The 15,395-nt window shown below is 42.2% G+C and carries 13 protein-coding genes and 1 pseudogene; 10 read left to right on the forward strand and 4 right to left on the reverse strand.

Annotated elements, in window-relative coordinates; all coding sequences use genetic code 11:
- Both PL8927_RS25755 and PL8927_RS28720 read left to right on the forward strand, forming a co-directional pair.
- On the forward strand, positions 1-546 hold a 546-nt coding region (locus PL8927_RS25755; protein ID WP_156093339.1), incomplete at its 5' end, for a DUF4351 domain-containing protein.
- A 40-nt stretch (positions 547-586) separates the two neighbouring features.
- Positions 587-874, forward strand: a pseudogene (locus PL8927_RS28720) (Rpn family recombination-promoting nuclease/putative transposase); the annotation flags it as partial.
- Here PL8927_RS28720 and PL8927_RS25765 read toward each other — a convergent pair.
- Positions 809-6,154, reverse strand: coding sequence for an Ig-like domain-containing protein (locus PL8927_RS25765; RefSeq protein ID WP_083626646.1), 5,346 nt, complete (start codon positions 6,152-6,154; stop codon positions 809-811). The pseudogene PL8927_RS28720 and the gene PL8927_RS25765 sit on opposite strands and share 66 nt — an antisense overlap.
- Before the next feature lie 347 nt (positions 6,155-6,501).
- On the opposite strand from PL8927_RS25765, the gene PL8927_RS25770 reads away from it, so the two are divergent.
- Positions 6,502-7,503 (forward strand): Rpn family recombination-promoting nuclease/putative transposase, encoded by a 1,002-nt coding sequence (locus PL8927_RS25770; protein WP_083626648.1) that lies wholly within the window; start codon positions 6,502-6,504, stop codon positions 7,501-7,503.
- Between the two features lie 134 nt (positions 7,504-7,637).
- Here PL8927_RS25770 and PL8927_RS25775 read toward each other — a convergent pair whose 3' ends face one another.
- Together PL8927_RS25775 and PL8927_RS25780 are read right to left on the reverse strand one after the other, a co-directional pair.
- Complete coding sequence (locus PL8927_RS25775; RefSeq protein WP_083626650.1) at positions 7,638-8,129, reverse strand: YajQ family cyclic di-GMP-binding protein; 492 nt, start codon at positions 8,127-8,129, stop codon at positions 7,638-7,640.
- Positions 8,130-8,263: 134 nt separating this feature from the next.
- Complete coding sequence (locus PL8927_RS25780; RefSeq protein WP_083626652.1) at positions 8,264-8,767, reverse strand: DNA recombination-mediator protein A; 504 nt, start codon at positions 8,765-8,767, stop codon at positions 8,264-8,266.
- Positions 8,768-8,874: 107 nt separating this feature from the next.
- Between PL8927_RS25780 and PL8927_RS25785 the strand changes: the two genes are divergently transcribed.
- On the forward strand, positions 8,875-10,305 hold the full coding sequence (locus tag PL8927_RS25785; RefSeq protein ID WP_231506147.1) for a carotenoid oxygenase family protein: 1,431 nt from the start codon (positions 8,875-8,877) through the stop codon (positions 10,303-10,305).
- A 79-nt stretch (positions 10,306-10,384) separates the two neighbouring features.
- Positions 10,385-10,864 (forward strand): SH3 domain-containing protein, encoded by a 480-nt coding sequence (locus PL8927_RS25790; protein ID WP_083626656.1) that lies wholly within the window; start codon positions 10,385-10,387, stop codon positions 10,862-10,864.
- A 215-nt stretch (positions 10,865-11,079) separates the two neighbouring features.
- Here PL8927_RS25790 and PL8927_RS25795 read toward each other — a convergent pair whose 3' ends face one another.
- Positions 11,080-11,664, reverse strand: a complete 585-nt coding sequence (locus PL8927_RS25795; RefSeq protein WP_083626658.1) for a DUF3611 family protein — start codon at positions 11,662-11,664, stop codon at positions 11,080-11,082.
- Positions 11,665-11,715: 51 nt separating this feature from the next.
- Here PL8927_RS25795 and PL8927_RS28195 point away from each other — a divergent pair, with 51 nt between their 5' ends.
- From PL8927_RS28195 to phaB, 5 genes are all read left to right on the forward strand, one after another.
- Positions 11,716-11,886, forward strand: coding sequence for a hypothetical protein (locus tag PL8927_RS28195; protein ID WP_197047559.1), 171 nt, complete (start codon positions 11,716-11,718; stop codon positions 11,884-11,886).
- A gap of 257 nt (positions 11,887-12,143) precedes the next feature.
- Entirely contained in the window at positions 12,144-12,446 is a 303-nt protein-coding gene (locus PL8927_RS25800; RefSeq protein ID WP_083626660.1) for a hypothetical protein, read from the forward strand.
- Between the two features lie 18 nt (positions 12,447-12,464).
- Positions 12,465-12,899: a heavy metal-responsive transcriptional regulator gene (locus tag PL8927_RS25805; RefSeq protein WP_083626661.1), complete on the forward strand. Its 435-nt coding sequence runs from the start codon at positions 12,465-12,467 to the stop codon at positions 12,897-12,899.
- A 520-nt stretch (positions 12,900-13,419) separates the two neighbouring features.
- Positions 13,420-14,610 carry an acetyl-CoA acetyltransferase PhaA gene (phaA, locus tag PL8927_RS25810; protein ID WP_083626666.1) on the forward strand — a complete coding sequence of 397 codons (1,191 nt, stop codon included), beginning with the start codon at positions 13,420-13,422 and terminating at the stop codon, positions 14,608-14,610.
- A gap of 45 nt (positions 14,611-14,655) precedes the next feature.
- Positions 14,656-15,378 (forward strand): acetoacetyl-CoA reductase PhaB, encoded by a 723-nt coding sequence (gene phaB, locus PL8927_RS25815; protein ID WP_083626668.1) that lies wholly within the window; start codon positions 14,656-14,658, stop codon positions 15,376-15,378.
- Positions 15,379-15,395 lie beyond the last annotated feature (17 nt).

Raw genomic sequence — 15,395 nt, forward strand, 5'->3', positions numbered from 1 at the left:
AGTCCGTTAAAATTAGTATTTGTGGAGTTACCCAAATTTAATAAAACTTTGGAAGAATTGATTAATATTACGGATAAATGGCTTTATTTTTTACGCAAAGCACCAGATTTAGAAGTCGTGCCAGAATCGATGTTAATTGTACCCGAAATTGAGAAGGCTTTTGCGATCGCGGATCGGGTCAACTTAAGTTTAGAGGAAATAGACGATTTGGAGAAACGAGAACAGTTTGAACGGGAAAGAATAGGTGCTATTGAGTTGAGTAAGGCTGAAGCTCGGGCTGAAGGGTTGACTCAAGGGTTGACTCAAGGGTTGACTCAAGGGTTGACTCAAGGACGGGCTGAAGGACGGGCTGAAGGTATACAAATTGGTCAAATAAATCTGATTAAACGCCAATTAAAACGGCAATTAGGTGAACTAAATCAATCAATAGAAGATAGTTTATCACAGCTATCATCAGAGCAATTATCAGCTTTGGCTGAAGCTATTTTTGACTTTTCTAGTCTAGGTGATTTATCCAGTTGGCTAGAAACTAATTGTCCTAGTTGAACATGAATGAGGCGATCCCTAAGTCCCTACCACTAACACCATGAAATTTATTAATCCCAAAACAGACTACGCCTTTAAAAAAATATTTGGCTCCGATCAAAGTCAAGATATTTTAATTAGTTTCCTGAATGCGATCGTCTATCAGGGTGAGACTTTCATCACTTCTTTAGAAATTATTGACCCCTACGCCCCCGGCAGAATTTCTGGTTTAAAAACAACTTATTTTGATGTCAAAGCTAAATTGAATAATGGCGAAAATGTGTTAATTGAAATGCAGGCTGTAAATGTACCAGCTTTTGGCAAAAGAATTCTTTATAACACAGCAAAANGGAGTAATATCAGTATTATCAAAGCCAGTGACATCTTCACTGAAGGTCGCAGTGACGGTAAATAAACCGTTAACTGTGGCTGGGGCAGCTGAGGCTAAAGTAACAGTTGGAGCGGTAATATCTGCTGCGCGAGTTAACTGAGTAGCAGCAGTATTATTATTACCCGCAGCATCAATTGCTTGATCCGCAGGAACATCTATGGTGACAGTTCCAGTAACAGTTGGAGTTACATCAAAGGTGTAGGTTTTGGCATCAACTGTGACAAAGTTACCGACATTTCCACCAACAACGTTAATATCATTAGCGTCAAAGGTAGTGACATCTTCACTGAAGGTCGCAGTGACAGTAAATAAACCGTTAACTATGGCTGGGGCATCTGAGCCTAAAGTAACAGTTGGGGGGGTAATATCTGCTACGCGAGTTAACTGAATAGCCGCAGTATTATTATTAGTCGAAGCATCATTGGCTACACCAGCAGGAACATCTACGGTGACAGGCCCAGTAGCATTTGGAGTTACATTAAAGGTGTAGGTTTTGCCACCATCAACTGTGGCCAAGCTACCAGCTACTAATGTTCCACCACCAACGCTAATATCACCCTCGGCAAAGCCAGTGACAACTTCACTGAAGGTAGCAGTGACGGTAAATAAACCGTTAACTGGGGATGTGGCAGTTGAGTCTAAAGTAACGGTTGGTGCCAGGTCTGCTGTGCGAAGTATTTGATTACCCGCAGTATTATCATTACCCGCAGCATCAGTTGCTTTAGTCGCAGGAATATCTACGGTGACAGTTCCATCCGCAGTTGGAGTCACATCAAAAGTGTAGATTTTGGGATCAGTGGTGCTCTGGGTAAGGGTACCAACAATTCCATTTCCTACAGCAATATCAGTATTATCAAAGCCAGTGACAACTTCACTGAAGGTAGCAGTGACGGTAAATAAACCGTTAACTGTGGCTGGGGCAGCTGGGGTTAAACTAACGGTTGGGGCGGTAATATCTGCTACGCGAGTTAACTGAGTTAGTGCGGTATTATTATTACCCACAGCATCAGTTACAGCACCAATAGGAATATCTACGGTGACAGTTCCATCCGCAGTTGGAGTCACCTCAAAGGTGTAGATTTTGGGATCAGTGGCGCTCTGGGTAAAGCTACCAGCAGTAACAGTTCCATTCCCTACAGTAATATCAGTAGGAACGTCATAAAAAGAAGTACCAACATCTTCATTGAAGGTAGCAGTGACGGTAAATGGAGCGTTAACTGTGGCTGGGGCAGATGATTCTAAAGTAACGACGGATGGGGGGGTAAAATCTTTTATGCGAGTTAGTGTATTTGATGCGGTATTAGGATTACTCCCAGGAGCATCATTTGCTACACCAGCAGCAATATCTACGGTGACAGTTCCATCCGCAACAGTTGGAGCCACATTAAAGGTGTAGGTGTTTGCGGGAGCAGCTGGGGCCAAGCTACTAGGAACAACACTTCCACCAACAACGCTAATCTCATTCTCGGCCAAGCCACTGACATTTTCACTGAAGGTAGCAGTGACAGTAAATAAACCGTTAACTGTGGCTGGGGCAGATGAGTCTAAAGTAACAGTTGGGGGAAGGTCTACTGTGCGAGTTAGTGTATTACCAGGAACAGTAGTAGCATTATCATTACCCGCAGTATCAGTTACAGCATTAGCAAGAATATCTACGGTGACAGTTCCCTCCGCAGTTGGAGTCACGTCAAAGGTGTAGATTTCGGGATCAGTGGCGTTCTTGATCAGATTACTAACAGTTCCACCACCAGCACCACCAACGGTAATATCACTAATATCAAAAGAAGTACCAACATCTTCACTGAATTCAGCAGTGACGGTAAATAAACCGTTGACTGTGGCTGGGGCAGCTGATGTTAAAGTAACAATTGGGAGAACGGTATCAGCACTAACAATTAGTTGAGGTGCTACGGTATTAGTATTAAGCGCAATATCATCAGCTACACCACCAGCAATATCTACGGTGACATTTCCAACAGTATTAGCAGTTGGATCTACACTAAAGGTGTAGGTTTTGCCATCAGGTGCTGCGACAAAGCTAGCAGGTACTAATGTTCCACCAGCAAAGGTAATATCAGTATCAACAAAGCCAGTGACAACTTCACTGAAGGTAGCAGTCACGTTAAATGGAGCATTAACTATGGCTGGTGTGGCAGGATTTGTTAAGGTTAAAGCAACAGTTGGGGCATTAATATCTGCTGCCTGAATTAGCTGAGGAGCAGCAATATTACCATTACCCGCAGTATCAGAAGCTACACCCCCAGCAATATCTACAGTGACATTTCCATCCGCAGTTGGAGTCACATCAAAGGTGTAGACTGTGCCAGGAGTTGTTGTGGTAACGGTACCGACTGTTCCACCACCAACGGTAATATCAGTAGCGTCAAAAGAAGTACCAACACTTTGATCGAAGGTAGCAGTGACGGTAAATGGAGCGTTAACTAGGGGTGCGGCAGTTGTTGTTAAAGTAACAGTTGGTACGGTAATATCTGCTGCGCGAGTTAACTGAAGAGCAGCAGTATTATTATTACCCGCAGCATCAGAAGCTACACCCCCAGCAATATCTACGGTGACAGTTCCATCCGCAGTTGGAGTCACATTAAAGGTGTAGATTTTGGGATCAGTGGCGCTCTTGATAGGGTTACTAACAGTTGCACCACCACCAACGGTAATATCACCAATGGTAAAAGAAGTACCAACATCTTCACTGAATTCAGCAGTGACGGCAAATACACCGGTAACTGGGTCTGGGGCAGCTGAGGTTAAAGTAACAGTTGGTACGTTAAGATCTGCTACGCGAGTTAGTGTATTTGATGCGGTATTATTATTATTCGCAGCATCAGGTGCTGCACCAGCAGCAATATCTACGGTGACAGTTCCAGTAGTACCAGCAGTTGGAGTCACATCAAAGGTGTAGACTTTGCCACCAGCTGCTCCGCTAAAGGCACCAACAGTTCCACCAACACCACCAACGGTAATATCAGTATCGTCAAAAGAAGCACTAACATCTTCACTGAAGGTAGCAGTGACGGTAAATGCACCGTTAACTGTGGGTGTGGCAGCTGAGCTTAAAATAACAGTTGGTACGGTAATATCTGCTGCCTTAACTAACTGAGTAGCAGGAGCAGTATTATTATTACCCGTAGTATCAGTTACAGCATTAGCAAGAATATCTACGGTGACATTTCCATCCGCATTCGGAGTCACTTCAAAGGTGTAGCTATCGGAATCAATTTTGGTAAAGTTACTAACAGTTCCATTCCCTACAGCAATATCACTACTGACAAAAGAAGTACCAACATCTTCACTGAATTCAGCATTGACGGTAAATGCACCCTTAACTGGGTCTGTGGCAGTTGTTGTTAAACTAACAACAGTTGGGGCAACGTTATCATAAGTACGAGTTAGTGTATTTGATGCGTTATTATCATTAAGCGCAAGATCAGTTGCTGTAGCCGCATTAATCTTTACGGTGACTGGAGCTCCCGGCGTAGCAGCTGCAGGTGGAGTCACCAGAAAGGTGTAGATTTTGGGATCAGTGGTGCTCTGGACAAGGTTACTAGCAGTTCCACCACCAGTGACGGTAATATCAGCCTCAACAAAGCCAGTGACAACTTCGCTGAAGGTAGCAGTGACGGTAAATGCACCGTTAACTTTTAATGGGGAAGTTGATGTTAAAGTAACGCTTGGGGCGGTAGCATCTGCTACAAGATTTAGTTGAGTAGCCGCAGTATTATTATTACCCGCAATATCAATTGCAGCAGCCCCAGGAATATTTACAGTGACATTTCCATCCGCAGTTGGAATCACCTCAAAGGTGTAGAGTGTGGGAGAATTTTGGGTAAAGGTACCAACAGTTCCATTTCCTACAACAATATCAGTATCGAGAAAATTAGTAACAGGTTCATCGAAGGTAGCAGTGACGGTAAATATACCGTTAGATGGGGATGCGGTAGTTGAGGCTAAAGTAACAGTTGGGGCGGTCTTATCTACTAAACGATTTATTGTTGCAGGAGCAGCAGTATTACCATTACCCGCAAGATCAGTTGCTTTATTCGCAGCAATATTTACGATGACATTACTTCCAGTAGCAGCAGTTGGAGTCACGTCAAAGGTGTAGATTTTGGGATCAGTGGCATTCTTGATCAGGTTGCTAACAGTTCCACCAGTAACGGTAATATCACCAGCGACAAAAGAAGTACCAACATCTTCACTGAAGGTAGCAGTGACGGTAAATGGATCTTTAACTGTGGCTGGGGCAGATGAGGTTAACTCAACAGTTGGGACAACAGTATCAATAACTAGGGCTCGGCTACCACCAAGAGAGTTAGGTGCGGTTAAGGCAGGGAGCGTTAAAGTAGCATCCACAGACGAAGCATCTTGAATTGTGCCGCTGTTAAGGGTGAGGGCAGCTGTGGAGAGATATTGTAAGTCAGCAGAGGTATCTCCGGCTGCGACTGTATACTTGAAGGTGAGTACATTCCCCGGGCTACCACTAAGATAATCGGCAAATTGGTCAGTTGTGCCTGTTTCTAATTGCAGTTGGGGTGTACCAGTGACAGTGACAGGAGCATCAAAGGTGACGGTGATGTAGATATTATCACCAACTTTGAAACTACCGTTAGAGTTGGTGGCACTGACACCCGTAACGCCTGCTAGTACGCCACTATAGGTTTTGAGGCTAGTTTCTGTGAGGGCAAGTTGAGGCTTTTGGGGGGATGGGGGGATGAGTTGGCTGATGTCCCAGGTGCCGCCTTTTTCCGCATTCCCGGTGAGGTTGGGGTTGGCCGCGATATTTGCCCCGGTGAGTTGGTAAAGTTGAGTTAGGAATTGGCTACCGGAGTCCCCCGCCGCTACGTTACATCCATATAAGATGATGCTGGCATGGGTTGTGAAGGCGTTTCGCCATTGTTGCAACTGTTGGCTGTAGTCTTCTAGGTTACGGCCATTGAGTTCTGTTGTCCCTAGGTACAGGCTGCCGGGGCTACCGTGAGAGATGATGTGTAAGGCTTCGATGCCAGTATGTTGAGCTAGGATTGAGGTAATTTGCTCTATAGCATTAGGCTGGCTTTCGAGGATGTAGGTTTGCGTACCGGGTTTGATGCCTTGGGCTATATGTTGACTATCGGGTACTGTCGGGTCAATGATGGCTATTGAATTGGGGTTTTTACTAAGGCCAAAATCCCCATTTAAAAAGTTTGTTTCGGAGGTGTGGTTAATTTGAGATACAGTTCTCATTGGTTTGGTGAATCCTGCTGAAATGGTTTTTTGTTGAGTCTGTCGCCTGAACTACTTTAGGAGGTGATATTTCAGCCTCTGGACAGATGACAGTTAACACCCTTGACGTAATTAATCTACCAAAGTTCCCTTCGATTATCAGTGATTCAGAACACTCATTTACAAATGTTTACTTTTCTCTGGGTTATTTTAAAGGAATCATCAAAAAAATCGCCGCGATTTGACGTAGCCGAGGCAGCAGGTTTATGATATTATTGGTTTGCTCTGTTTGTGTCAAAGTCAAAAAAAGTAAGTGGGAATAACCATCTGCGGCGATCTGTACTATATTATTATTTCCAGGTGGCAGGATGAAATTTATTAATCCCAAAACAGACTACGCCTTTAAAAAAATATTTGGCTCCGATCAAAGTCAAGATATTTTAATTAGTTTCCTGAATGCGATCGTCTATCAGGGTGAGACTTTCATCACTTCTTTAGAAATTATTGACCCCTACGCCCCCGGCAGAATTTCTGGTTTAAAAACAACTTATTTTGATGTCAAAGCTAAATTAAATAATGGCGAAAATGTGTTAATTGAAATGCAGGCTGTAAATGTACCAGCTTTTGGCAAAAGAATTCTTTATAACACAGCCAAAATGTATGTAAATCAACTAAAATTAGGGGAAGTTTATCCAGAATTGAGAGCAGCAATAGGTGTAGCGGTGACGGATTTTATTATGTTTAATGAACATAATAAAGTGATTTCACAATTTACTCTGAAGGAAGATGAGTTACTCCTGAATTATCAACACAGTCCGTTAAAATTAGTATTTGTGGAGTTACCCAAATTTAATAAAACTTTGGAAGAATTGATTAATATTACCGATAAATGGCTTTATTTTTTACGCAAAGCACCAGATTTAGAAGTCGTGCCAGAATCGATGTTAATTGTACCCGAAATTGAGAAGGCTTTTGCGATCGCGGATCGGGTCAACTTAAGTTTAGAGGAAATAGACGATTTGGAGAAACGAGAACAGTTTGAACGGGAAAGAATAGGTGCTATTGAGTTGAGTAAGGCTGAAGCTCGGGCTGAAGGGTTGACTCAAGGGTTGACTCAAGGGTTGACTCAAGGGTTGACTCAAGGACGGGCTGAAGGTATTGAAATTGGTGAGCAAATTGGTGAGCAAAGAGGTCAAATAAATCTGATTAAACGCCTATTGCAACGGCAATTAGGTGAACTAAATCAATCAATAGAAGATAGTTTATCACAGCTAACTTCAGAGCAATTATCAGCTTTAGCTGAGGCTATTTTTGACTTTTCTAGTGTCGGTGATTTATCCAGTTGGCTAGAAACTAATTGCCCTAATTAAAATAGAATAAAATCAAGGGTTTCCTGAAACTAGAACTTCAGCGCGAGGAGTGTCAAGTGTCTTCAGATTCTATAAACCAAGAATCCACTAGCCTTGAGGCTGTGGAGTGTCAATCAAAGATAAGTGTGGATATTTTACCGATAGTTGGTAAATTGTAAAGCGGCGGGATAATCTTCCTGTTTGAGGCGTTGAATCACTAATTGTAATTCATCTTTAGATTTAGCTGAAATCCGAACAGAATCCCCTTGAATAGAAGCCTGAATTTTCTTAAACTCATCTTTAATTAACTTAGTGATTTGTTTTGAAACTTCTTGTGTTAAGCCTTTTCTGAGTTTAATTTCCTGTCTAACTCGATTACCACTGGCTGATTCTATTTTCCCATAATCAAAAATTTTCAAAGAAAGATTACGCTTCGCGGATTTCGTTTGCAAAATCGTATGAATTGCATCCAGGGTAAACTCGCTATCGGTATTAATAACAATCGCCGTTTCCCCTAATTCTAGGGTGGTCTTTGTATCCTTTAAATCATAACGGCTTTTAATTTCCCGTTCAGTTTGATCAACAGCATTAACTAATTCCTGTCGATCAAAATCACTCACAACATCAAATGAATAAGTAGAAGCCATAAAAATTGAAAATGTAAAGGTCAAAGTTCAAAAATGACTGGGAAACAAGCAAAAATTAACGCCCTTGCCACCCCTATTATATCTAAAGGAATGGCTGACGTTGACAACCCTAAACTCATGAATTGTTCCCCTTGCTAATCCAAATAGAACAGCGTCACAATTTTGCGCTGATTCTCTGCTTCTTCACAGGTGTTCAGGAGGGTGACACTATCATGATAGGCAAAGCAAATTAACTGTTGACACCGAGAAATAATCTCTTGGTTACACAGCGCACTGGCTTCAGCTAGTGATAAATCATCCCCCTTGGGATTTTCCACTAAATGGATGACCTGTTCTAACTGCTTGCGAGATTCTCTCGGCTGACGTTTCATGCTTTGCGGCAAAATCACCGTCACCAAATTGGGGTCAGCCCGCATTCCCCCTTTAATGGCCGCTGAGTTCGTCCCCGTTGAACCCGATGTAATCAGATGATTACCTTCTAAAACTAAGGCATAACTCATCATCTCGATTAAGTTCTGATGGGTTAGGGGAATATGACGGGAACCCAACAAAGCAATACGCTTGGAGCCAGTTTGTTGAATGGCTGCCAATTCTTCTAAAAATTCATCTACTTTCGGCAGATTGATAGCTTGGTTCAAGGATAATTACAAAACATAATCAGGACAATCCTGTAGATTTTAGCAAATTCAGCGACAATTATTCGGAGTGTAACTAAAGTTTTAACCGGATTCCGTCCGATTTGATCGTGATTAGACCAACAATCTCTCAAACAACCTGGGGACAACAGTTCGCTACCCCGGCGACAGAATTTCCCCCCACCCCTTTACCTGTTCTGTCTGGAAAACTCCCCCTTGGGTTAAAAGGTTCTCTCTATCGCAATGGCCCTGGACGCTTGGAACGGGGAGGGTTGCGAGTGGGACATTGGTTTGATGGTGATGGGGCGATTTTAGCCGTCCATTTCACCGATGAAGGCGCAACGGGAGTCTATCGTTATGTCAAAACCGCAGGTTATCAGCAGGAAGAACAAGCAAATCGTTTGATGTATGGGGGTTACGGAATGACGTCACCCGGAAACCTTTGGGAACGCTTTACCAAACCCCTCAAAAATGCGGCGAATACTTCGGTTTTAGCCTTACCCGATAAATTATTAGCGTTGTGGGAAGGAGCACAACCCCACGCCTTAGATTTACAAACTTTAGAGACTTGGGGACTCGATAACCTCAGCAAGTTAACTGACAATACCCCCTATTCTGCTCATCCTAAAATTGATCCTGAAACGGGAGATATTTTCAATTTTGGGCAAATTTTAGCAGGAACGCCTCAGTTAATGCTGTATCGAAGCGATCGCACGGGAAAAATTATACAACACAATCAAATTCCTATCGATGGGATTTCTGTGATTCATGATTTTGTCTTCGCAGGTCAATATTTAATTTTTGTTATTCCTCCCCTGCGGTTAAAAATCTTACCCGTTTTACTTCAGTTTAAATCTTTTAGTGATTCCTTTTTCTGGCAACCTCAAACCCCTAACCAAATTTTAATTATTGATCGCCAAACGCTTCAACTCGTAAATCGGATTGAAACAGAACCCTGGTTTCAGTGGCATTTTAGCAATGGTTATGTTGAAAATGATGGCACTGTGATTGTTGATTTTGTTCAGTATCCCGATTTTCAAACTAATCAATATTTGAAAGAAGTCGCCACTGGAAATACTCATACCCTAGCAGAATCAACTTTATGGCGGATGGTATTACAACCCCAAACGGGTAAACTTCTGCAATTAGAAGAACTCTTAGATCGCCATTGTGAATTTCCGACTGTTTCTCCTAAAGAAGTTGGAAAAAAAGCTAAATTTACCTATTTATCCCTTCATAAACCAGGGGTGAATCGTGCTATTGAAATGTTTGGGTCTATTGGACGGTTTGATCATCAAACTCAAACGTTACAAGCAGCAATTTTAGGGGATAATCGTTATCCGATGGAACCTCTTTGTGTTCAGGATATTGATAATCCTCAACAAGAATGGGTATTAACTGTTGTTTATGATGGGGATCAAAATTCCAGCGAAGTTTGGATTTTTGATTCAGAATATTTAGATGCAGAACCGATTTGTCGGTTATCATTACCCCATGTTGTTCCTAATGGATTTCATGGGACTTGGAAACCCCGCAGTTAAATCTGCATATCTTTCTTAAATTCTCCTGAATTGCTGAACTGCACGATGAAGTCAAGATTAAATTACACCCAAAACTAAAATGCGATTAATTATTACCCACACAACGCTATTAAAATTGCGTCCTGTTGATTCTTCTAGTTTAACAGAGTCTCAAAAAATCAATCTTGTGGTCGGAAGTCGCTTAATTATAGCAAATTATGAAGATCAAGATCAAGATCATTACCGAATTACATTATTAACATCTTTAGGAAGTGGTCAAGATAAAAGTATGGTTTGGTATGTGTACAAACCCCATGCTTTAATAATTCCTTCTGATCGAGAATTTGCAACAGTTAATTTATCAACCAATAGTAAACTCAATGTCCGTTCTTCTCCTGCTGTTGCTTCTAATAATGTAATTTATCAAATTCCTAATCAAATTGATGTAGAACTGATTGAATGTTGCTACAATCAGGAATTATGGTGGTTAGGAAAACCTCTAAATGATCCGAACAAAGCCTATGGATGGATATCTGCTAAATACTTAAAACTTTATACTTCAGAGGGATGTTCCGGTTGATATAGCAGTCCTAAATAGGTTGTACTATTTTATAGTAGGGGTGGCGTCCCTCCCAACCCTCTTTGCGCCTGGGTTGGGAGGGACGCCACCCCTACAAAACTTTTTCACAAATGATTTAGGATTGCTATATAGCACTATAAGATAAAAAAGGCGATCGCACTCTTAAGAGTCTGATCGCCTTTTTAATAAAACTCAAACAAACTTCCTCCTGTCTCTTAATTTTTATAAATTTGATTGATTAACCACAGCGCTCCTGCAATACCAACGAAATGAGCAACAATCGTATGAGTATTCGCCAAAACCACGAAAAAATCAACAGGTTGGATGAAATCTTGCAAGTTAACCGAGGAAGCTAAAAAACCACGAGGTTGAGAAATAGCTTTTGCTAATAAAATCCCGTTGATGGCTTCTGAAGCGATTAATGTCACCGCCATTCCGCTTAAATTACTCGTCAAGCCGAGGCGAATTTGTTTCATGGTTTCTGCACGACTGGGACGGGCCATTCCCGGTGCTTTCAGTCTGCGGGCCAAACGGGTGTAACGAAAGGCTTGAAAAATACTAAACCCTAAAATACCGAGTCCAATTAAGGCAAAGACTAAACCTCCACCCATTCCGGCTGTGGCGCCGGGTTTTGCGGCTGTTCCTGGACTCAAAACCACAATAGCAAATAACTGAATAATCACCGAAACAACGGCTAAAACTAGCTGTGTCCAAAAGCAAACCCAGCCTGTGGTACGAAGGGCAAAAGCAACCCGTTGGACGGAATTCGGAGGGGGTGAGGAGTCAGATGGATAGGACATTGTTTATACAATCAGGAGTAAAATCGTAAATAAAACCCAAGGAATTCAAGCATGAACCAACCACAACCGACAACAACCCCCAACCTTAATGAACCCAAATTTGGATTCAATCAATATTCTGAACGGTTAAACGGTCGAGCCGCCATGATTGGTTTTTTGATCACCTTGGCAATTGAGTATTTTAGTGGACAGGGTTTGTTATCCTGGCTAGGGTTGAGTTAATTTTAACTTAACTGCGAGAATCCCCACGCCTTTAGGCTGGGGAGTATGTCAAATCTATGGTAAATCAATAACAGTCAGGAAAAAGACGGATGACAACTGACTCAACTGGGGGTAAAATTCAGCAAAAGTCTGGAGATTGAGTTAAATTGGAATTAGATAAACTCTGAAGTAAAAAAGATTGGATCATCAAGCTGTCGGCTTTAGCTCCGATAAATTGTACTAAAGTTAACAATATTAAAATTTAGAGTAAAACTGTGATGAATGCTTTATGGCCGCGTGTTTTAAAGTCTGCGTATCGTCGAGAACCCATTGTTAGTTTTGTTGTAACGGTTGGAACAGTAGATGCTGTGATTGGTGGGGTGAGTTCCAGTTTATCGTTATTAAGTTTTGGACTTTCTACCGTTGGGGTCATACTGGTTTTGCGTTGGTGGATGTTACAACGCTCTAAAATTCAACAACCTGAAACGGCGCCGGAATATTCTCTCCCTCCGAGTTCTTCCCGACCTCCTCTACCTAAATTAACCACAGATAAACATCGTTCTCCCTATTCTGGGAATTGAAACTCAGGATCACGGAATATGGGTGCGGTGATTACAGATGGACGGTTAAAAATTGGTGATGTTGCCACCCGGAGTGGCTTATCGGTAAAGACGGTTCGCTATTATGAAGAAATTGGTTTATTAGCACCAACGGTTGAACGGTCAAACTCCGGGTATCGACTGTTTGATCAGTCAGTGATCAACCGTTTAGCTTTTGTCAAACGAGCTCAATCTTTGGGTTTGAGTTTAAGTGAAATTCGAGATATTTTAAATATTAGCGATCGGGGTGAACTTCCCTGTGAGGAGGTTAAACAACATTTAGCGATGAAAGTTGCAGAGATTGATCACCAAATTACAGCCTTAGAAATCTTAAAAAGCGAGTTACAACAGTTACTCAACCATTGGCAAGATCATCCATCAAAGCATCTACAGGATACCACAATTTGTCCGAATATTCAAGGGGAATGCCAATAAAAAAACAGGGAAGGCATCTGATTGATCCTTCCCGTCGCTTTGTTTTTGATTGAGTTTGTTTCTGAGGGTTTGCCGTTGTTTTTTCAGTTGTCGCGCCCTGGCAGCACCGCCTTTTCCTTTAATATTTCTCCCCTGCGATCGCGGAGACTCCCAGCGTTTTAGTTGTTGTCCCATTGTTTGCCCTTATTTACTTCGACTATATTACATTAATCATACACAAATTTTGGGGCTGATGTCAAGTGCAGAAGTTATGGGCATTAATTGATATTTGGATTTGATGCGATCAATTACATCACAACAAACCCCTGACACCTAACACCTGAAACCTGACACCTTTCTTGCTTCTTGTCTGCTTTAATTTTTCAAATCTTAATTTTTAATCTTCAATTCTTAACATTCCCTTCTTAATTCTTAATTATTTTTCTTCAATTCTTAATACTTTATTTAGGAATTTATACTCCTCAAACATGGTAAAAAAGAATCATTGTTCACTAAGTTTTAGCAAGAAAAGCAGAGATCAATGCTTGATGTGTATATCGTTTCAGCAGTTCGCACGCCCCTCGGTCGCTTTGGTGGTTCCTTAGCCAGTTTTTCTCCCGCCGATCTCGGAGCCCATGTTATGAAAGCCGCACTCGAACGGGGGGGAGTTCCCAGTGATGCCTTAGACCTCTACATTTTCGGAAACGTTCTCCGCGCCGGACACGGACAACTGATTCCTCGCCAAGCGGCCCTGAAAGCCGGAATTCCCGCCCATGTTGATGGCTACGCGGTGGATATGGTCTGTTCTTCCGGGATGATCAGCATGATGAATGCAGCCAACGCAATTCGCGCCGGGGAAGCCGATCTCGTCTTAGCTGGGGGCATAGAATCGATGTCTCAAACCGGGTTTTATCTCTCTCAACGGGCGAGATGGGGATATAAATTTCTCATGGGCGCACCCGAACAGTTAATCGATATTCTGGTGTATGACGGGTTAACTGACCCCACGACCGGAGAGGGAATGGGAGATGAAACTGAACGGGTCGCCGCCAAACATGGGTTCACAAGGCAAAATTTAGATGAAGTGGCGTTTTATTCCCACAAACGCGCCACAGAAGCCACTCAACGGGGAACCTTTAAAGCGGAAATTGCCCCGATGGAAATTGTTAGTAAAAAAGGCACACAAATTATTGATCAAGATGAGGGAATTCGCTCAGAAACTACATTAGAAAGTTTAGCTAAATTGCGTCCGGCTTTTAGTAAAGAGGGGATATTAACGGCCGGAAATAGTAGTCAACTTTCCGATGGGGCGGCATCTGTAATTTTAGCCAGTGCTGAAGCGGTGGAAAAATACGGTTTAACACCCTTAGCTAAATTAATTTCAGGAACTTGGGCTGGAGGTGAAACCTGGCGATTTACTGAGTTTCCAGTATTAGCAACTCAGAAACTTCTGACTAAATTGAATATGACGATTACTGATTTTGATTTAGTTGAAAATAATGAAGCTTTTGCCCTCAGTAGTTGCTTATTCAATCAAATGTTAGGCGTTCCTTTTGACAAAATGAATGTGAATGGGGGTGCGATCGCCCTTGGACACCCCATTGGCGCATCAGGAGCTCGAATTGTTGTCACCTTGCTGAATGCCTTAAAAGAGCAGGATAAAACCCTAGGATTAGCTGCCTTATGTCATGGAACTGGAGGCGGAACAGCTTTAGCTATTGAGCGAGTTTAACAGCATTAACCATTCAGACCAATAACTTGAATAGGAGTTGAAATTATGATTTCTTTAGGTTTAGAAGATAAAGTCATTTTTGTTACCGGAGGGGGTCGAGGAATTGGAGCAACCATCGTCTCTTTATTAACAGAATTAGGCGCAAAAGTTGCCTTTGTAGATATCAATATTCCCGATAATCATCCGGCTGCTTTTGCCGCTAAAGCCGATGTTACTAATTTAGAGGAAATGGAAGCGGTTGGCAAAGAAATTGCCGAAAAATTAGGGCCGGTTTATGGTGTAGTTGCAAACGCTGGAATTACCCGCGATAACTTTTTTGCTAAATTATCCCCGGCTGATTGGGATGCGGTGATTAATGTTAATTTAAAAGGGGTTGTGAATACGATTAAACCCTTTGTTGGTGGAATGTATGAACAAAAAGCCGGGTCAATTGTTGCCATTAGTTCGATTTCGGGCGATCGCGGCAATGCAGGTCAAACCAACTATGCTGCAACCAAAGCTGCTGTGATTGGTTTAGTCAAATCTTTAGCGAGAGAAGCGGCGCGTTATAATGTACGGGCAAATGCGATCGCTCCGGGATTTATTAATACAGAAATGACCAAGGTGATCGCCGATAATATCAAAGAAAAAATTATTGCAGAAATCCCCTTCCGTCGCTTTGGAGAACCCGAAGATATTGCTTGGGCTTGTGCTTTTCTACTCTCTCCCGTTGCTAGTAGTTATGTCACTGGAGAAGTTCTGCGAGTCAATGGCGCCCATCATACTTAAGTAGTATTACAGGAAGA

This window comes from Planktothrix serta PCC 8927 (assembly GCF_900010725.2).
GTDB classification, from domain to species: Bacteria; Cyanobacteriota; Cyanobacteriia; order Cyanobacteriales; family Microcoleaceae; genus Planktothrix; species Planktothrix serta.